Below are 20,280 nucleotides of genomic sequence, written 5' to 3' on the forward strand. Positions count from 1 at the left end.
AAAAAAATGACGCTTTGAAAAAACAGTCGAAAAAGCTAGTGATTGGATTGGGGAAGGCTAGTTTTTACATCTATTAATTCTTATTGGCGTAATGTAAAAAGGTTTTCAATCATGAAAAAATCTCTCATCGGTTTATCAGCAATTGCTATGGGTTTAATGTCTATCAATGCCGCAAATGCTGCAACGGCTACTGGTACATTAACTGTTAAGGCTACAATTACGAATAGTTGTGTACTCAATACTTCAGCTACAGGTACAACTGCTAATGCAGTTTTAGACTTTGGTACTTTAAGTTCGCTTGCGAGCAACGTAGATGCAGACACTACAACTACAGGTGGTACTGCAATTAAAGTTCTATGTAACAACACTGTGCCATGGACTTTGGCTTTTGATGCAGGCAAAAATGCTCAAACTACTCAACGCCGTATGATTGGCGGTGCAACAAGTAACGAATATATCCCTTATAACCTTTTCTCTGACACTAACCGTGCAACAGCAATCGGTATTTCAACAACAGCATACAGCGGGACAGGTACGGGTGCGGTACAAACAGTGAACGTATACGGTCGTATTCCTGCTGGCTCAGTTTTACCGAGTGCAGGTAGTTATGTTGACACAGTAACTGTGACTGTAACTTATTAATTTTAGATAAGTTAAATTCGCTGTTGTCGCTAGCTCTTGTTTGAAAGAGCTAGCTTAATTTGAGAAAAGTTGTTCTGGGCAAGTTATGAGAAAAAATATCTTTGTTGTTACAAGTTTATTATTATTTTTGCCTAGTATGCTAAATGCTGCCTCAATACGTCTTTCTCCTGTAAATGTGGAAATATTGAGTGATCAAACAGCATCCTCAATTAGTTTATATAATCAGTCAAATGAAAGTGCTGATTTACAAGTACGTATATTTGAATGGACTCAAAATGCCGGGCAAGATCAATTAATACCTACAGATGATATTGCAATTAGCCCGCCTTTTTTAAAATTACAACCGAATGACTCTTATAATTTACGGGTAGTCAGAATTAAGCCAGAACCTATTTCTGGTGAAAAAACGTATCGTATTATTATTGATGAATTACCAAAGCCTATTGATAGCCGCAAAGCGTCTCAAGGTGTAAATGTATTGCTTCGCTCATCATTGCCTGTGTTTATTGTCAATAAAGATGCAATTACGAAACTGAATTGGTCAATACAACAAGAACAAGATAATGCTTATCTTACGATAAGTAATGTTGGCAATCGCCATGCACTTTTAAATAATTTAATACTTATCGATACGACTACAAATAAAAGTTATCCGATTAAAGTAAATACCGTAAATGGTTATATTCTTTCCGGAAAATCAAGAAACTATAACATTAGCCCGGATTTTAAATTTCAAGCTAATCATAAATATAATATTTCACTGAATATTAACGGTAAGCAAGCATCTCTATAAAGAGGCACATATGAAATATCTCGTAAGTGCTTTATGTGTTATGTACTTGCCGGTTCATGCTTTTGCTGAATCATTGCAAGATAGCACCAATGCCGCTTTACCAAGCATTCCGGAAGTCGCAAATTCTTCTTATCAGGGTTCTAGTTCTGATAAAGGATATGTACAGCTATTTTTAAATATTTCTGTTAACTCAAATACTTCTACGGACTTAATCTCGGTACGTCAGAATCAAGATAAAAAGTTATATGTTCGCGCTCGTGACTTAAAAGTTTTAAGGCTAAAAATGGATGAGAATGTCCCTGATAGCCAATGGGTGTGTATTAGTGAACTTAAAGGAATCCAGTTTAAGTATCTGGAAAATGAGCAGTCTCTGAACTTACAAGTTCCGTCAAACATGTTAACGGACTACTCAGTTGACTTAACGGGTCAACAGACCACTAGTGCTAGTCTGCTAAAAATGAAACCCTTAAATGCGGCACTCCTGAACTACAATCTGTATCACACCATTACTAATGATGAGAGTATTTTCTCGGGTTCGGCAGAAGGGATTTTTAACAGCGCGCTTGGTAATTTTTCATCAGGTGTTTTATATAACGGTAGTAATGAAAACAGTTATAGCCATGAGAAGTGGATACGACTGGAAAGTAAATGGCAATATGTAGATCCTGAAAAAGTCAGGATATATACCCTAGGTGACTTTATTTCCAATAGCTCTGACTGGGGCAGTAGTGTACGTCTTGCCGGTTTGCAGTGGTCGAGTGCCTATACCCAGCGTGGTGATATTGTTACCTCGGCATTACCGCAGTTTTCCGGTTCAGCGGCGCTGCCTTCTACACTGGACTTATACGTTAACCAGCAAAAAATTTATTCAGGCCTTGTTCCTTCAGGTCCATTTGATGTTAAACAGCTGCCGTTTATTTCTGGAAATGAAGTCACGCTGGTGACCACCGATGCTACAGGTCAGCAAACCATTACCAAAAAGCCTTACTATTTTTCATCGAAAATTCTGGCAAAAGGCATCAATGAGTTTTCAGTAGATATAGGGGTTCCACGCTATAACTATGGGCTGTACTCAAATGATTATGATGATGCCACCTTTGCTTCGGGCGCGATTCGATACGGCTACAGCAACTCACTGACTTTAAGCGGTGGTGCAGAGGCTTCAACAGATGGTCTTTCCAACGTGGGAACAGGTTTTGCCAAGAATGTTTTTGGTGTTGGAGTGATTAATACCGACGTTGCAGCAAGCCAGTATAAGGATGAAAATGGTTATTCGGCTCTGGTCGGTTTAGAAGGGCGTATTAGCAAGAATATTTCGTTTAATACCAGTTACCGCAAAGTATTCGATAACTATTTTGACTTGGCCCGTGTGTCTCAAATTCGATATTTAAAAGAAAACCAGATTACTTCTGAGCCACAAAATTATTTGAGCTACAGTGCACTGGCAGATGAAGTATTTAGGGCAGGGATTAACTATAACTTTTATACAGGCTATAGTGTTTATGTTGGCTACAACCAAATTAAATATAGTGATAACTCGTATAAGTTGCTATCTGCTAACTTAAGCGGGAGTCTGAACAAGAACTGGGGCTTTTATAGTTCAGCTTATAAAGACTATGAAAATCATAAGGACTATGGCATTTACTTTGCCCTGCGCTATACGCCATCTACCAGAGTGAATGCGATTACAAGTTTCTCTAATGACAGCGGTAAAACTACCTACAGACAAGAAATAAATGGATTTACAGATCCGCAAATTGGTTCATTTGGATGGGGTGGTTATGTTGAACGAGATCAAGATGCACATGCTAACAATGCATCAGTCTATGGCTCTTATCGAGCACGAGCTGCGTACCTAACAGGTCGTTATAACCGAATTGGAGATAATGACCAAGTTGCACTTTCAGCGACAGGATCTTTAGTTGCAGCAGCAGGCCGTATATTTGCGGCCAATGAAATTGGAGATGGTTATGCTGTTGTTACCAATGCCGGACCGCAAAGCCAAATTATAAATGGTGGAGTAAATTTAGGAGAGACGGATAAGTCAGGAAGATTCTTAATTGCGAATTTAAGACCGTATCAATCTCATCATATCTATCTAGACCCATCTTATTTACCACTGGAATGGGATGTGACAACGACCAATCGAACAGCACTTGTGGGCTATCGCCAAGGAACTTTAGTTGACTTTGGTGCTCATCGAGTTGTTTCAGGATTAGTCAAAGTTGTAGATAAAAATAACTCCCCATTATTACCGGGTTATAGCGTCCGAATTAATGGGCAACAAGATGCCGTAGTGGGCTATGATGGTGAGGTCTTCGTTCCAAACCTATTAAAGCAAAATAAACTTGAAATAGATCTTCTTGATCATGGTTCGTGTCAAGCTAATTTCACTTACGAAAGTCAGCAATACAGTGCTAAAAAATTGGGGCCTTATGTATGTCAATAAGTATTGTAAATCATAGTTCCTACATGCTAGCCAAAAAGTTTTCATCTACTTTAAAGTATGTTTTAGCTAGTTTACTGTTATTTGTACTTTATGCATTTTTTAGTTCAGCACATGCTACATGTACAGTAACTGGTGGAAACACAACTGGTTCTTATAATTATACAGCAGCAAATATTAATAGTGATGCTACTATTACTTATACTGGAACTATTCGATGTACGAACGTTGGGAGTACTGCTCAAATATCAAGATATATGTGCATGAAGACAGTATTTACTGGAGCAACTACTTCAAATAGTAATGTTTCATTACCTTATACGGTTATTGCAACTGTAGGTGGAGCAGGTTCTTCTACTGCAAATCAAACTTCAAACTTTTGGTATGGTCCTGTTACTACGGTGGCACCAAATAATATTATTAGTTACTCAGTAAGTATTAAAGTTCCAGCAAGATCGGGCTCTTTAACAGCCTACCCGGTAGGGACTTATATTGGCTCCGTTCAAGTGTTTTGGGACATGCAAGCAAATTCGAGCAGTGTATGTGAGGGTGATAGTGGCGGTGGCTGGGACTCGGGTAATATGACGATTACAGCTAACTATGTAGTACCAAGTTTCTGTCAGTTAGATTCCACATCAAACGTCGATTTTGGCAATATTAGTGATATTGGTACAACTAGTCGTGACTACACAGCTCAAGGTGCGATTAATGCAACTTGCAACAATGGAACACCTTATAGCATTTATTTGGGGGACGGCAATAACCGTATAAGCGGTGGATTTAGACGTATGACTAATGGAAGCAGTCAATATATTCCTTATCAGTTATACAAAGATTCTGCTTATGGCACAGTGTGGGATGCTACAGGTGGTACAACAACGGTGGGTGGTTCAGGTGGAGTGTCAAAGACAGGATCTGGCACTAGTCAAATTTCAAATGTATATGGAAAAATTCCGCAAGGAACCGCTATTTCAAGTACGCCTGGTAACTATTCCGATAGCATAGTTGTTACAGTGACATATTAATTATTTACCAACTCACTATTTATTTAATTAAGAAGATGAGTTGGCAAGTATCATGGGTTTTTAGTTGGTTTTTAGAGAGCTTTGTTTTCGTATTAGCAATATAAACAGTGTGATCAATATGCTAAATCCGAAAATGGGCAAGCTAATTCCTAAAATAATAAGTGTAAGTGCCGTGATTATTTTTTGTTGGTTGGTTGCATGCTTCCAGACCAATAAAGTTTGGCTAACAAAATGGCTAGTCGTAAGTTTTAAATTAGATGTTTTAAACCAAGCTTTATATGCATAGATAATCATGACGCATAGCCCAAGTGCATATAAAGCCAATATAAGCTGATTGACCCAACCGAATAACACGCCAATATGAGCATCGACTCCCCAGCGTGTAAGCTTTGCAAATAATGAATAATCTTTGAAAGCTAATTTATCGATGACTTTTTGTTGATGTATATCAATAGCCACACTATCTGCTTGTGTTGGCCATCTGCGCTGTAGTTCAGTAACAGTCCAAGCCTGATTTGCATCAACTGGTGGTTTGATTTGTATTTGTGCTGAATGAATTCCATTTGCTCTAGCAATTGCTAATGCAGAGTCGAATTCAGTTGGCATGATTTCTACATTCGAAGTTTCCATGACCATGCCATGATGTTCTTTATGCTCATCATGAGACATTTTTGGTAATGGCGCATTATTTAAAGTTGTGGCTAATGTTGGCGTTTGCCAATTTAACCATTGACGAGCAATACGGATATTATCACCGGCCCATTGGGACCATGTAAGACCCGTAATCGCAATGAACAATAAAAGTGGTAATAAGATCAAGCCAATAGAGCTATGCCACTTTAATAAATTATTTTTATTTGTTTGTCTGATTTTGAAGTTTTGACGACGTTTCCACCAACTGTATAGTCCAGTCAGAGTTAAAATGCCAAGCCAGCTTGCAGCAAGTTCACTATAAAAACGTCCCCATTTTCCAAGTAATAAATTACTATGCAATTGATCTAAGAAGGTACGAAACGGTAGCACACCACTGGTTCCATATACAGCAAGTTGACCTTTTATAGAAAGTGTATAAGGGTCTACAAAAACAGCTTCATTATTTAAATGGTGAGTTTTATCAGAAAAAATAACTCGTGTTGTTTGTGTGGAGCTTGGAGCTGGCCTAACTTCTGTAATTTGTGCAGATTCGGGCATCACTTTTTTTGCTACCTCAACCTGTTGGCTTAGTGAGTAACGATCTTTATTTAAAGGCTGAACATACAATGTATCTTTATAGATTGATTGTTCTATCTGAGGAGTAATTGCATATAGAAGACCTGTAAATGCCGCAATGAATATAAATGGGGCAATAAAAATACCAGCATAAATATGCACAAGACGAAAAAGACTACGCCAAAAGCTAGGGGTATGAGGCATGTTGAGGAGTATCAAACAAACTTTGGTGTGAAGTATATCTACTTTATTCTTAAATTTTAAAATAATTAAGGAATGAGGGTGTTTTGTATATCTAAGCAATTGTAAGAAAGGCTTTTTTAAATAAATAGATTAGAAGATAGAAGTAGGCTATTTTGACTACATTGAATTAGTGTCGAAAAATATATTCATTTATGGTTATGGGGCAAACTTAAGCCTTTGTTTGGGTGAGTATGAGAAATAATTTATAGATGATTAAATTTCTATTAAATTCATAGTTTATAATTGCATTTTATATAATTAAATAATTTATATAGCTATGAAAATTCATCATTTGCGAAGTGCAACTTTTATTATTGAAACTGGCCCTTATTTTATTTTAATTGATCCGATGTTGGGTGATAAAGGTTCGCTTCCTGCTTTTTCATACATCCGCTTTAAGGCTGAAAAGAATCCTTTAGTCGATTTACCTTTGAATGCCCAAGAATTATTAAACAAAGTTACCCATTGTTTAATTACCCATAGCCAAACTTTTGGAATAAAAGCATTTCAACATACTGATCATTTAGACCAAAAGGGTGAGGACTTTCTTGTTCAAAAGCAAATTCCTGTTTATTCCTTTCAAAATGATGTGTCGTATTTATCTAAATATGGGATAAATGTTCAGGGTGGTGTTGATTACTGGGAAGAAATCGAGTTTTTGGGAGGAAGATTAGTTGCCATACCAGCGCGTCATGGTCATGGCTGGATTAGTAAATTGATGGCGAATGGTTGTGGGTTTTATTTAGAATTGCCAAATGAACCTTCTTTATATATTAGTGGTGATACCGTACTGACCAATGATGTTAAAAATGCCTTGCTTAACTTTCAGCCTGATATTGCTGTAGTTGCTGCAGGACAAGCGCAAATGGATGCAGGGCAACCAATTCTTATGTCGACAGAAGAAGTACGTGAATTTATAAAGCTTTCACCTAAACATGTGATTGCTAATCATCTTGAAGCCTTAAACCATTGTCCAGTAAAGCGGGAGGAGATAAAGCAAATTTCTATTGAAATGAATGCTATTCATCGTGTACAGATCCCTGAAGATGGACAAACACTTATTTATGAAAATTAAGACAAGATTTAATCAATATTTATTAAATGAAAATCTTGTATTTTCATATTTTCTATTATGAGTAGCGAATAACGCTATGAGTTTTTTATGTAAATGATAGAATTGCGACGGCCAGTAAGTAGTATCTATTTTGTCTAACTAATGAGCAGTCTACAAAATGTTTGAAATTAAATTTGTAGACCGCTGAACTACAAGTGAGGGTAAACGTAGATATACCTATGCAACCATTTAGAATTTCAGCCTATTGAAAATACAAAGGTTTATCACTTGTTCCCATCACTTACAATCCAAACCAGACTAGGTGGATTCTACTTTTTTTACTATTCCATCGTTGGCACATTCATGCCGTACTGGAATTTATATCTTCAAGACCAAGGATTTAATTATCAGCAGATAGGTGTTTTATCATCTATTGCTATTGTGACACGTTTCTTTGCGCCTTTAGTCTGGGGTTGGATCGCAGATAAATCTGGTAAAAGAATGCTTCTGGTGCGGCTCGCAACTTGGATGGAGGCTTGCATATGGTTGGCTATCTTTATAGTTCCTAATACCTTCCAATCTGTCGCTTTACTCATGCTTATTTTTAGTTTTTTTCAAAACGCAATTTTAGCTCAGTTTGAAGGGGTAACCTTATTTTGGTTAGGTGACCAAAGAGCAAAGCTGTATGGCAAAATCCGAAAATGGGGATCGGTGGGATTTATTGTAGGTGTGTTCACCATAGGTGCAATTTTAGAAATTATTCCAATTTCTATGTTGCCTATTTTATTGCTTATTATTGCTTCACTTGCATTTATTTGGGCCTTTACGATTCATGAACCCGAGGGAGCTCCCACTTCACAAAAGTATTTAGAGCCTTTATTGCCTGTGTTGAAGCGTCCAGAAGTTACTGCTTTTTTCACTATTGAATTTATTCTTCTTTTTTCACATGCACCTTTTTATAGTTTTTATAGCAATTTTTTAAAATCTTTAAATTACAGTACGACCGAAATTGGCTTTTTATGGGCAATGGGAGTGATGGCTGAAATTGTAATGTTTGCATTTGCTGCCACATTTTTTAAATATTTTTCTTGGCGAAGTCTTGTTGCCATATGTTTAGTTTTAACAAGTATACGCTGGTTATTGGTTGCCGTTTTTTCTCATTATTTTATAGGCCAGCTATTTGCACAGTGCTTACATGCTTTTAGTTTTGGCTTGTTTCACCTTATTGCAATGCGGCTTATTTTCCAAAACTTTTCAATCGGGCAACAAGGGCGTGGTCAAGCTTTCTACAGTACCATGTGGGGGCTTGGAGTGGCATCTGGAAGTATTTTGGCTGGACATTATTGGAAAATTTTTACTGGTGAACATATTTTTATGATCGCTGCTTTAGTCGTGCTTTTAGGGTTGTGCTTTGTATTTTGGCTCCCTAAACAAATTGAAAAACCTGCTTCTTAATTGAGAACATTACTAAAATTGTTAGCCATAGGTAGTTAAAGATAAAAATTGTTTGAAGAGAAGTATCGGTTCGTTACTGTTGAAAAATATTGTTTTTATATGGTTATGAAACAATGTTTTTCTAAAAAAATGTGCTAACTTAAACCCATGCGTTTAATGATTAATAAATCTATGAAAAATATTTATATTATGGGATTATTATTGGCTTTTTCTGGTTTTGCTATGGCTGAGACAGTGACTCAACAGCCAACAGAACAACCTGTTCGCACTGCAAGTAATCCTAACGCTATACGTATTGTTACTCGTCCTGAAATTATGGGCTTGTGGGGAATGGAGATTCCAAATAATAAGAAATGTGTAGAGTACTATAACTTCCGTAGTAGTAATGATGTGGTGATTAAAAGCGGTGAAGAATGGTCATATGGTATTTATGAATACCAACCATCGGACGACCCTAAAGAGCAGCTATCAGCCTTAGTGATGCAAATTAAATTTGATAATAATAAAGTTGATTGCTCTGGTCAGCAGCAAGATCAGACTGGGGATGTTTCCCAATATTTTGTGCAATGGAAAAATGACCATACCATCAATTTCTGTTCAACTGCTAAAGGTGAGCAATGTTTTGCAACACTACGTCGCATGTTGCCATAATTTGAAATAGATATAAAAAAGCCTCTTATGTAAGAGGCTTTTTTATTATGCATATTATGCAGTTTCAGCTTTCTTTTCTTCTTCCACTTTTTTCAACAAGTGTTTTTCAAGGTAATGGATGTCCATTGCTTGTTCACAGAAGTTTTTGTCTTGCAAGATAAGATCTTTATGTAAAGGAATATTAGTTTTAATTCCTGTAAGAATCATTTCGTCTAACGCTTGACGCATACGAGCAAGCGAAGTTTCACGATCTTTACCATGAGAGATCAATTTTGCAATCATTGAATCGTAATAAGGTGGAATGCTGTATCCAGGATAGATATGAGAATCTAAACGAATACCAGCACCGCCTGGTGCATAGAAACTTTCAATTTTACCTGGTGAAGGTAAGAATGTTGTTGGATCTTCAGCATTGATACGACATTCAATAGCATGGCCACGCACTTCAATATCTTCTTGTTGAAGTTCTAAGCCTAAACCTGCTGCAATACGTAATTGTTGCTCAATAATGTCAACACCAGTCACCATTTCAGTTACAGGATGTTCAACCTGAACACGGGTGTTCATTTCGATGAAGAAGAATTCACCGTCTTCGAACAAGAATTCAAATGTACCCGCACCACGATATTGCATGAGCTGACATGCGTGAACACAAGCTTCTAAAATATCAGCACGTGCTTGTTCTGGTAGATTTGGAGCAGGAGCTTCTTCTAACACTTTTTGGTGACGACGTTGTAATGAACAGTCACGATCATATAAATGAATCGCATGGCCATTACCATCACCTAAAACTTGAACTTCGACATGGCGAGGTTTTTGTAAGAAGCGTTCCATGTATACAGTATCATCACCGAACCACATTTCTGCATCACGTTGAGCTGCTTGAACTGACTCAAGTAATGTATCTACGCGTTCAACAATACGCATACCACGACCACCACCACCAGCTGCCGCTTTAACAATAAGCGGGAAGCCGATTTCTTTAGCTTCAGCTAAAGCGTTGTGGATGGTTACTGCATGGTCACAACCAGGTACTGTAGGTACACCAGCTTTTTTCATTGCAACAATTGCAGAAACCTTGTTACCCATTAAACGAATATGTTCTGGGCGAGGGCCAATAAATGTGAAGCCTGAGCTTTCTACAATTTCAGCAAACTCGGCATTTTCCGAAAGGAAGCCATAGCCTGGATGAATTGCATCAGCACCAGTAATTTCTGCAGCAGTAATAATTGCTGGGATGTTTAAATAGCTGTCACTACTTGCACCCGGACCAATACATACTGCTTCATCAACGAAACGTAAATGCATCAAATCTTTATCAGCATCTGAATAGATACCGACAGTTTTGATTCCTAATGTTTTGCAAGCCCGGGTAATTCGTAAAGCGATTTCACCACGGTTTGCAATTAAAACTTTTTGCAACATAGTTGTCCCCGAGGTATTACGCGCGATAACGGAATAAAGGTTGACCGAATTGGATCACATCACCGTTTTTCACTAAAATTTCTTCAATCACGCCGCTTTGAGTTGCTTCAATAGGGTTCATGATTTTCATTGCTTCGATAATACCCAAAGTCTCACCAGCAGATACAGTTTGACCTACTTTAACAAATGGTGCTTCGCCTGGGCTTGGAGCAGCATAGAACACACCAACCATAGGAGAAGTTTCAACTGCTCCACGTGGAGTTTTTGCAGCAGGTGCTTCAGCAACAGGAGCTGCTGGAAGTGCTACACCAGCCGCAGCAACGACAGGATTGCGACGAGTTAAAGCGATCGATTGATCACCTTCTTTAACTTCAATCGCTTGCAAGTCAGACTCAATCATTAAATCGATGAGTTTTTTAATTTTGCGGATATCCATGGGCGACTATTCCTGAACTAGTTTGGGTTAGATGGTTGAATTTTTTCAATAGCGTAATCGAGTGCAAAGCTATAACCTTTTGCACCTAAACCACAAATCACGCCAATTGCTTTGTCTGATAAATAAGAGTGGTGTCTAAACGCTTCACGTGCGTGAACATTTGATAAATGTACTTCAATAAACGGAATGGCAACGCCAAGTAGGGCATCACGTAAAGCAACTGAAGTATGGGTAAGAGCAGCAGGGTTAATAATAATAAGTTTTACGCCTTCTGTTTGTGCCTGATGAATACGGTCAACAATGGCACCTTCCCAGTTGCTTTGAAAAGTATCTAGTGTAATAGAGGCTTGTTTAGCTTGAGCAATAAGTTGTTGGTTGATATTGTCTAGGGTAAGATGACCATATACTTCTGGTTCGCGTTTTCCCAGCAAATTCAAATTCGGTCCATGAATTACCAAAATGGTCGAACTCATTCAGATTGCTCCAGCTCTAAAGTTGCAAATAATCTTTGCAAGATGTCTGCAAAGTTTGCTTATTATGGCATATGTTTCTACAAGTTTTTTATAATTTCTTTTAATTGTCGCAGAAAGGGTACACCAAATTCGGCTTATATATTGTAAATTTTGCGACGAATTAGCAATGTTAAAAAATGACAAAATTTCAAGTAATTTAACGGAGCTTATTTTAAACCGAATTGACAAAAACAGTTCATGTATTTTGTGTAACGACAGTATGGGCATCTTCAATTGTTAACATTTCATTCCAGCGAGTTAGATAGTTTTTTGAGCGATGGCATTGTTTCATTTGCCAAGATGGATTACGCGAGTGATACCCCACTTGTAAATAATGACTACCAAAACGCTTACGGACCGTCCCCAAAGTTTCCATCAATTGTTGTCTTTGATGAATAAGTTCCAGAGGCTGCCATAAATCATCAATGTGTTGTTGACGCGCGTGTAGACCACAAAATAATACTCCAATTTTTATATAACTTTTATTTTCTTTATATAAAACATCAATTTGCTGCATTGCTGCTTTTGTTAGTATGCATAAATCATCTGTTGCATAGTGAAGACCAATGGCCTGAGAAGTGGCTTTTTTATAAGGTGGCTTATCAGTTTTCTCATAAAGCATGACCTGAATGCAGGCACAAAGTTGTTCTTGTTTCATTAAACGGCGGTGCGCCCGATTAAGATGAAAAATAAGTGCTTGTTTAATAATCTCAATGCTGGATAAAGCTTGAGCAAAACTTCGTGATGCTAAAATCCGTTTAGTTGGAATAGCAGGATCGTCAAGTTCAATACATGATTGGCCTTTTAGCTCACGAATAGTGCGTGCCATGACCACAGAAAATGCCTTTGCCATATGATGTTCATTGGCAAAAGTTAAGTCTAGGCAAGAGTACACTTCATAACTTTGTAGCTGTTTGACCAATTGATAGCCAATTCCCCAGACTTCTTTGACCGATGTCTGTTGCATGAGGTCTTCCATAATTAATGGATCTAGGGTGATGAAATTACAGATTCCCTTAAAACTTTTAATTTTCTTTGCATAATGATTGGCTAGTTTTGCTTGTGTTTTTGAATATCCAATTCCAATACAACAAGGTAAACCTAACCATTGGAGGAGAGTCTTTCTCACCTCACTGCAGTAGTCTGAGGTATCGATAGATTGAAGGTAAGGGGTGAGATGGATAAAGCATTCATCTATAGAGTAAGCTTCTATATCATCTGGAGAGAAAAATTGTCCGAGGACAGCAAAAAAACGACGGGACATCTCGGCATATAAAGTGTAGTTGCTTGAATAAACTTGAACACCAGCTTTTAAAGCATCTTTCTCAATTTGAAACCACGGTACTCCCATCTTAATACCTAAAAGTTTTGCTTCTTCACTACGTGAGACCACACAGCCATCGTTGTTAGATAAAACAACTACAGGTTTATCAATGAGTTTGGGGTTGAAAAGTCGCTCACAGCTGACATAGCAATTATTGATATCAACCAGTGCATAAACTTCGCGGTGTGAGATTTCTCTCATTATTTCATCCCCCAAATTCATTAACTCAAAATACATATTTTTGAATTTGTAACATAATCAAGTTAACAAAATTATGGACAGATATCTAGGGGGGAGTTCTGGTTGTTTGTCGAAATTATGAAAAGGATGCAAAAGGAATGAATTGTCAGTTATTGATATGGAAATGTCTGAAAATGATAAGTTTTAGTTGGTTATGATCAAGACCATAAGAGCTATATTTAATGGATGGGTTGAGGCCTTTAAATATAGTAATGCGTATAACGCATTTGTCTTATGGGTCTTTCAAGCTGTCTTTGTTATAAAAGACAGCTTTTTTTTATGATGATTTAAGTATTTCTTAGCTTGGCTTGATTGTAACAATCGAGATTAATGCACTGATCACTCAGCTCTATGATTTGAGCAGGGGGTAAATGAAGTTTCTCCCATTTTTGCATTTGTTCAAATAGCCAGTGGAAATCTTCAGGTTGTGGGGCAGCATTTTCTTTAACCAAGTGCTTTACAATATTTTGAATCATATAGTATTTATCGACATGTACTTCTTCAGAACAGTGAAAGCGGACAATTCCAAAATCGACCAACAACTTTAAGACAGGTACAAAATCTTTTAAATCACTCAATTCCTTTTGAGCTTTCATAATTGCTGTGGTGAGTGCGATTAAAGTTTGAGGATGTTGTTCAGCCCACTCTTGAGTTACCGCGAGAACTTTATCTGCCACATTGGGAATAATGTTCTGACTTGAGCATACGAGTTTACTTAAGCCTAAAAGTTCGCCTTGAGTATTCCACGGTTCTCCTACACAAAAACCATCAATGACATGGTTATCTAAAGCTTCGACCATATACGGTGGTGGAAGGGCTTTGAGCTTGAGTGTTTGAGCTATTTTTGAGTCTGCCAAAGCAAGCCATTCCCGTAAACAATAATGATGAATTGAATGTTTAAATACATGGGCTAATGACAGAGCATTATCTTCTTTAATGTAGCTCGTCACTTTTTGGGCTGTAGTTTGTGCATCCTCATTCTCATTAATAGCCAGTTGATGAACTAATTTCTGGCTTAAGCTTATAAAGGCACGGTTTTTACTTAAAATGAGAGGGGTTTGTAGTGCAATACCAATTTGGTCTGCACCCACGGCTGCTGCAGGCAGCATGGCTGATAAACAATGTGCGGCATCTAATAGCCCAAAAGCCAAACGGTCGCGTAGACTTGCCCATGATGCTTCTTTAACTAAAGTAACATCTAAACCGACTTCTTCGAAAAAACCTTGTTGTTTTGCCCAAAGCAATGCAAGACAATCAAGTAAAGGAATATAGCCGAGTTGCAATTGAGTCTTTTCTAATGTGCCCATTTATTCGTCCTTTAGTTGATCATTTAGTAGTTTTTGAGCGTCAAGTAAACGCCGTGCCATTTCCCCAATGGTTATACGGTGGCTCATGGCATTTTTTCTGAGAAGTTGAAAAGCTGTGTCTTCAGGTAAGCCATGCAGTTGCATGAGTAGTACTTTAGCCTTTTCAACATCTTTACGGTCTGCCAGTTTGGTTTGGGCTTCTTTTAAGTCACCTTCGAGCTTTTTATGTTTTTTATATTGCTCAATTGAAATTTCTAAAATGGTATGTAAGCGGGCAGGGTCTATGCCATCTACAATATAAGCGGTCACGCCTGCATCGATAGCTTGTTTGATGGTGTCTTTATCTGAATTTTTAGTGAACAGGACAGTCGGTAGATCATAGCTACTGACACAACTTTCAATAATGTCACGATGGGGATGATCCATATCGAGCAAGATTACATCGGCTTGTAAATCTTCAAGACGAAAGATATTCAAGTGATCCAAAGTAAGGCAAGCGACCACTTCAAAGTCATTTTCAAGCAGACTGTTTTTTATATAGTCCGCTCGAGCATGATCATCATCAATAAGGGCTATTTTGAGTTTTGGCATAAGTTCAGAAAATCAGGCTAAGAAAATGCGCCAATTCGACGCGTTTTTTGTTATCAGGTTTTAAGCAAGATTAGTGCCATCCAAAACTAAACAAAAAATCCAGTTTAAGTGGCATTTCAGCGAGCTAAAGAATGAATGCGGTCAGTCTTGGTGCAAAAATACGATTCATTTTGTGGCAAGACATATTTTTATCTTAACCGTTTAAGTGTACAGCGATGGGGCAAATAGAATAAGACATTATTTTTATAAGATAGTTGGGTGAATTATATCTATTTGAAATTAAATATAAAAAATTAATAAATTAAATTTATATAAGAATTGGCATGCAAAATGCTTACTTAATTACAGGTCGAAGACGACCATAAGTTTTAAAGACGGCCAACGATGTCCGTTCTGATCGAATTTGTGAGTGCAACTGTGCACACAAAGAATTTACGTTCAGTCGGAGTGAAGGCCATGTCTTTATTTTTATTTCATAAAAAAGTTACATCTGAATTATCTAATTTTTCAGTTCCAGCGATGCGAGCCTTCTCTATGAGGGGGCTCGCTTTTTTTATTTCTTTTTATGACTTTGCTGTGCATTGGGTGTCATTAACGAGTGGGAAAAATGGATTCCAAGCAGCTACATGCTTTGTGAGATTGATTCATTTCTCAATAGAGCACAAAGCAAAAGAACAATGTCTATTTGAGAACGGAATAACGCAGCTTAAAAGCAACGTGATTTGAGGAGAAACACTATGAAATTGGTAATGATTGGTCATGGTATGGTGGGCCACAAATTCATCGAAGCCATTTTAGAAAAAGCAGATGATGAATTGGAAATCACGATTCTCGCGGAAGAACCTCGTATCGCGTATGACCGTGTACATTTAACAGAATATTTCTCTGGGAAATCGGCAAAAGATTTATCTTTAGCACGTTTTGATTTTGCCGATGCGTATGGCATTGACCTGCGTTTAAATACTAAAGCAGTGGCGATTGACACGGTTGCACAAACAGTCACAACTAATCATGGTGATGTGATTAGCTATGACAAATTAGTATTGGCAACTGGTTCGTATGCATTCGTTCCACCAATTCCGGGTAATGACCGTGAAAACTGTTTTGTTTACCGTACCATTGAAGATCTAGATGCCATTCGTGCAGCGAGTCTCAATGCAAAAACAGGTGTAGTAATTGGCGGTGGTTTACTTGGACTTGAGGCAGCCAAAGCTTTACGTGATTTAGATTTAGAAACGCACGTTGTTGAGTTTGCACCACGTTTAATGGCAGTTCAAATTGATGACTTGGGCGGTAAAGTTTTACGCCGTAAAATTGAAGACCTTGGTGTAAAAGTCCATACACAAAAAGCGACTCAGTCTATTGAGTCTGGTGTAAATACCACTCATGTGATGAAGTTCGCCGACGGTAGTGAACTCGAAACTGATGTGATTTTATTCTCTGCGGGGATCCGCCCACGTGATGAGCTCGCACGCAATAGTGATCTGGCGATTGGTGAGCGTGGTGGTATTGTCATTAATGATTATTGCCAAACTTCAGATCAAAACATTTATGCCATTGGTGAATGTGCGCTTTGGCAAAACAAGATTTATGGTTTGGTTGCACCGGGCTATGACATGGCACGCATTGCAGCAAAACACATTTTAGATGAAGAGTGTCATTGCTTTGCTGGCGCAGACATGAGCACCAAGTTGAAACTGATGGGTGTTGATGTTGCTTCTGTCGGTGATGCACATGCCATGACCCCAGGTGCATTAAGCTATTTCTATGCAGATGAACATGCACTGGTTTATAAAAAGATTGTGGTAAATGCCGATAAAACCAAATTGCTTGGCGCGGTTTTGGTGGGTGATGCGAAAGAGTACAACGACCTTTTACAAATGATGTTAAATGGTCTGGCTTTACCGGAAGTGCCTGAAAGTTTAATCATGCCAGGCTTTGAGCAGTCGGCAGGAAAATCTGGTGGTAGCGGAGTCGATTTGCTGCCAGACAGCGCGACTATTTGTTCGTGTAACAACGTATCAAAAGCAGACATCTGCCAAGCGATTAGTGATGGTTCGACCTCTTTAGGCGCATTAAAGAAATGCACCAAAGCAGCAACTGCATGTGGTGGTTGTGCACCATTAGTGACTCAAGTTTTAAAGTCAGAGTTACAACGTCAAGGTGTGACTGTAAATAACCACATTTGCGAACACTTCCCGTACTCGCGTCAAGAGTTGCATCACTTGGTTCGTGTCAATGAAATCAAAAATTTTGATGATTTAATTCATCAACATGGCCATGGTTTGGGTTGTGATATCTGTAAACCGACTGCGGCAAATATCTTGGCTTCTTGCTGGAACGATTTCGTACTTGAGCCAAGTCATGCAGGTCTACAAGACAGTAATGACTACTACTTGGGGAACATTCAAAAAGATGGCTCTTACTCGGTTGTACCACGTATGGCTGGTGGTGAAGTGACTCCAGATGGTTTAATCGCGATTGGTCAAATTGCGAAGAAATATAATCTATATACCAAAATTACTGGCGGTCAACGCGTTGACATGTTCGGTGCACAAGTTCATGAGCTTCCATTTATTTGGGAAGAGCTGAATGCTGCTGGTTTTGAGTCTGGCCATGCTTACGGTAAATCTTTACGTACAGTGAAATCTTGTGTGGGTAGCACATGGTGTCGTTACGGGGTAGACAACTCAGTTGGTTTAGCGATTGAACTTGAAAACCGCTATAAAGGTTTGCGTTCACCACATAAATTGAAAATGGCTGTGTCTGGCTGTACTCGTGAGTGTGCGGAAGCACAAGGTAAAGACGTTGGTATTATCGCGACCGAAAAAGGTTGGAACCTTTATGTGTGTGGTAACGGTGGTATGAAACCACGTCATGCAGAGTTACTTGCATCTGACCTTGATAAAGCAACGCTCATACGTTACATCGACCGTTTCTATATGTTCTACATCCAAACAGCAGACCGTTTACAACGTACGAGTGTATGGCGCGACAACATGGAAGGTGGCTTAGATTACCTTAAATCTGTAGTTGTGGATGATTCACTTGGTTTGGCTGCCGAGCTTGAACGCCGTATGGAACACATTATTAGCACATATCAAGACGAATGGCGTACTGCGGTGGAAAATCCTGAAGTTCGTAAGCGTTTCCAAACGTATATCAATGCAGATGCAAATGAACAGGCCGATCCACACATTCAATTTACAACTGAACGTGGTCAAATCCGTCCATTAACCGAAGCTGAACGTTCAGAAGACCGCATTCCAATGGTTGAAGCATAAAGGAGAACTTATATGAATATTGTACAAGACAAAAATATGCTTCCTGATGATCAGTGGATTGATGTGTGTGCACTCGATGATTTAACCCCAAATACTGGCGCGGGTGCGCTAGTGGGCGGTCAAGCGGTTGCAATCTTCCGTGTGGGGCATGAAAAACGTGTTTATGTACTGAGCAATAAAGATCCGTTTAGCCAAGCGAATGTGATGAGCCGCGGGATTATTGGTGATTTACAAGGCGAACGAGTCGTTGCATCGCCAATCTATAAACAACATTTTAGTTTAGCAACGGGCCGTTGTTTGGAAGATAAAGACCAAAAACTTTCGGTTTATCCGAGCAAAATTGTTGATGGGCGTGTTTGGGTCAATGCAGTGCCGCAAAAAACTTATATTACCAATACAGGTGTATCACAAGACAAACTTAAACTGGTGCTGATCGGAAATGGTTTGGCAGGGATGCGTTGTCTGGAAGATTTACTGGATATGGCACCAGACCGTTATGAAGTTACGGTGATTGGTGAAGAACCATGGGGTAACTATAACCGTATTATGTTGTCTCCGGTTTTATCGGGTGAAAAAAACATTGAAGACATTATGCTACACCCACCAAAGTGGTACGACGATAAAGGCATTAAATTTATTGCTGGTGATAAAGCCGTAAAAATTGATCGTCCGCGTAAAGTGGTTTACACCGAAAAAGGCCAGACAGTTGATTATGATCGTTTGATTCTGGCAACAGGCTCGGCACCATTTATTCCACCAGTTCAAGGTGTTGACTTAAAAGGCGTGTTAACTTTCCGTGATATTTATGACGTCAACACCATGATTGAATACTGTGGTTCAAAAAACAACGCCGTAGTGATTGGTGGTGGTTTACTCGGTTTAGAAGCTGCCTATGGATTAAAGCAACGTGGTATGAATGTCACAGTCCTGCATTTGATGGACCGTATTATGGAACGTCAACTTGACAGCCGTGCGAGCCAGTTACTGCGCCATAGTATTGAACAAAAAGATATTAATATTATTACCGAAGCCAATACCGAAGCGTTAATCGGTGATGAAAACGGTCATGTCAAACAAATCCGTTTGAAAGATGGCACAGTGTTAGATGCTGACCTTGTGGTGTTTGCTGTAGGTATCCGTCCGAATATTGCCTTGGCGCAAAGTGCAGGATTACGTTGTAACCGTGGTGTATTGGTGAATGACACCATGCAAACATTTGACCCAAGTATTTATGCTGTGGGTGAGTGTATTGAGCACCGTGGTCAAACTTTTGGTTTGGTTGAACCACTGTGGGGGCAAGCTTTTATTTGCGCGACCCATTTAGCAGAGCATGGCAGCTTAACTTTTAAAGCACCCACTGTGCCGACTCAGTTAAAAGTCAGTGGTGTCGATGTATTCTCGGCAGGCAATTTTGAACCGAAAGATGATTATGAAGACATTATTTTAAACGATGAAAAACGCCAGATTTATAAGCGTATTATCATTCAAAGCGATCGGGTAATCGGTGCAGTATTGTTTGGAGATACTGAAGATGGCATGTGGTATGCAGAGTTAATTGCAGACCAAACACCTGTTTCTTCATTTAGAAATAAGCTGCTATTTGGTCGAGATTTTGCATTAAAAAAAGCAGGCTAAATAGGGAA

17 protein-coding genes and 1 pseudogene are annotated in these 20,280 nt (G+C 38.7%); 11 read left to right on the forward strand and 7 right to left on the reverse strand.

Annotation, left to right across the window (positions count from 1 at the left end; translation table 11 throughout):
- Positions 1-111: 111 nt before the first annotated feature.
- From AC1PJ9_RS12620 to AC1PJ9_RS12635, 4 genes are all read left to right on the forward strand, one after another.
- Entirely contained in the window at positions 112-642 is a 531-nt protein-coding gene (locus tag AC1PJ9_RS12620) for a Csu type fimbrial protein (RefSeq protein WP_275290118.1), read from the forward strand.
- 85 nt (positions 643-727) lie between these two features.
- Positions 728-1,435 (forward strand): fimbrial biogenesis chaperone, encoded by a 708-nt coding sequence (locus AC1PJ9_RS12625; RefSeq protein WP_263613931.1) that lies wholly within the window; start codon positions 728-730, stop codon positions 1,433-1,435.
- 40 nt (positions 1,436-1,475) lie between these two features.
- Positions 1,476-3,884: a fimbria/pilus outer membrane usher protein gene (locus tag AC1PJ9_RS12630; RefSeq protein ID WP_311088054.1), complete on the forward strand. Its 2,409-nt coding sequence runs from the start codon at positions 1,476-1,478 to the stop codon at positions 3,882-3,884.
- Positions 3,875-4,906, forward strand: a complete 1,032-nt coding sequence (locus tag AC1PJ9_RS12635) for a Csu type fimbrial protein (RefSeq protein ID WP_311087440.1) — start codon at positions 3,875-3,877, stop codon at positions 4,904-4,906. Before AC1PJ9_RS12630 ends, AC1PJ9_RS12635 begins: the two co-directional genes overlap by 10 nt.
- Before the next feature lie 60 nt (positions 4,907-4,966).
- Here the strand turns inward: AC1PJ9_RS12635 and AC1PJ9_RS12640 are convergent, their stop codons facing one another.
- Positions 4,967-6,319, reverse strand: a complete 1,353-nt coding sequence (locus tag AC1PJ9_RS12640) for a PepSY-associated TM helix domain-containing protein (protein WP_311087441.1) — start codon at positions 6,317-6,319, stop codon at positions 4,967-4,969.
- A gap of 316 nt (positions 6,320-6,635) precedes the next feature.
- On the opposite strand from AC1PJ9_RS12640, the gene AC1PJ9_RS12645 reads away from it, so the two are divergent.
- The 3 genes from AC1PJ9_RS12645 (at position 6,636) to AC1PJ9_RS12655 (ending at position 9,518) form a co-directional block, all read left to right on the forward strand.
- Entirely contained in the window at positions 6,636-7,433 is a 798-nt protein-coding gene (locus AC1PJ9_RS12645; protein WP_263613928.1) for an MBL fold metallo-hydrolase, read from the forward strand.
- A 267-nt stretch (positions 7,434-7,700) separates the two neighbouring features.
- The gene (locus AC1PJ9_RS12650) at positions 7,701-8,867 is read left to right on the forward strand and encodes an MFS transporter (RefSeq protein WP_263613927.1); all 1,167 of its coding nucleotides are present in this window, start codon (positions 7,701-7,703) and stop codon (positions 8,865-8,867) included.
- A 147-nt stretch (positions 8,868-9,014) separates the two neighbouring features.
- The gene (locus AC1PJ9_RS12655) at positions 9,015-9,518 is read left to right on the forward strand and encodes a hypothetical protein (protein ID WP_263613926.1); all 504 of its coding nucleotides are present in this window, start codon (positions 9,015-9,017) and stop codon (positions 9,516-9,518) included.
- A gap of 54 nt (positions 9,519-9,572) precedes the next feature.
- On the opposite strand, the gene accC is transcribed toward AC1PJ9_RS12655, so the two are convergent.
- The 4 genes from accC to AC1PJ9_RS12675 form a co-directional block, all read right to left on the reverse strand.
- On the reverse strand, positions 9,573-10,943 hold the full coding sequence (gene accC, locus AC1PJ9_RS12660) for an acetyl-CoA carboxylase biotin carboxylase subunit (RefSeq protein WP_263613925.1): 1,371 nt from the start codon (positions 10,941-10,943) through the stop codon (positions 9,573-9,575).
- 16 nt (positions 10,944-10,959) lie between these two features.
- Positions 10,960-11,379, reverse strand: a complete 420-nt coding sequence (accB, locus tag AC1PJ9_RS12665; protein WP_263613924.1) for an acetyl-CoA carboxylase biotin carboxyl carrier protein — start codon at positions 11,377-11,379, stop codon at positions 10,960-10,962.
- A 17-nt stretch (positions 11,380-11,396) separates the two neighbouring features.
- Positions 11,397-11,852 (reverse strand): type II 3-dehydroquinate dehydratase, encoded by a 456-nt coding sequence (aroQ, locus tag AC1PJ9_RS12670; protein ID WP_004701126.1) that lies wholly within the window; start codon positions 11,850-11,852, stop codon positions 11,397-11,399.
- Positions 11,853-12,087: 235 nt separating this feature from the next.
- Positions 12,088-13,416, reverse strand: coding sequence for a Y-family DNA polymerase (locus AC1PJ9_RS12675; protein ID WP_311087442.1), 1,329 nt, complete (start codon positions 13,414-13,416; stop codon positions 12,088-12,090).
- 221 nt (positions 13,417-13,637) lie between these two features.
- On the opposite strand from AC1PJ9_RS12675, the pseudogene AC1PJ9_RS12680 reads away from it, so the two are divergent.
- Positions 13,638-13,738 (forward strand): annotated as a pseudogene (locus AC1PJ9_RS12680) (hypothetical protein).
- A gap of 4 nt (positions 13,739-13,742) precedes the next feature.
- Here the strand turns inward: AC1PJ9_RS12680 and AC1PJ9_RS12685 are convergent.
- Positions 13,743-14,762 (reverse strand): ABC transporter substrate-binding protein, encoded by a 1,020-nt coding sequence (locus AC1PJ9_RS12685; protein WP_311087443.1) that lies wholly within the window; start codon positions 14,760-14,762, stop codon positions 13,743-13,745.
- Positions 14,763-15,353, reverse strand: a complete 591-nt coding sequence (locus tag AC1PJ9_RS12690) for an ANTAR domain-containing response regulator (protein WP_001125253.1) — start codon at positions 15,351-15,353, stop codon at positions 14,763-14,765.
- A gap of 384 nt (positions 15,354-15,737) precedes the next feature.
- On the opposite strand from AC1PJ9_RS12690, the gene AC1PJ9_RS12695 reads away from it, so the two are divergent.
- Genes AC1PJ9_RS12695 through nirD form a run of 3 tightly spaced genes read left to right on the forward strand, consistent with a single transcriptional unit; the run spans position 15,738 to position 20,272 of the window.
- Entirely contained in the window at positions 15,738-16,079 is a 342-nt protein-coding gene (locus AC1PJ9_RS12695; RefSeq protein ID WP_311087444.1) for a hypothetical protein, read from the forward strand.
- 11 nt (positions 16,080-16,090) lie between these two features.
- Complete coding sequence (gene nirB / locus AC1PJ9_RS12700; RefSeq protein WP_311087445.1) at positions 16,091-18,637, forward strand: nitrite reductase large subunit NirB; 2,547 nt, start codon at positions 16,091-16,093, stop codon at positions 18,635-18,637.
- 12 nt (positions 18,638-18,649) lie between these two features.
- On the forward strand, positions 18,650-20,272 hold the full coding sequence (gene nirD, locus AC1PJ9_RS12705; RefSeq protein WP_311087446.1) for a nitrite reductase small subunit NirD: 1,623 nt from the start codon (positions 18,650-18,652) through the stop codon (positions 20,270-20,272).
- The last annotated feature ends 8 nt before the right edge of the window (positions 20,273-20,280 follow it).

It is taken from the genome of Acinetobacter sp. 70_2 (genome assembly GCF_056736115.1).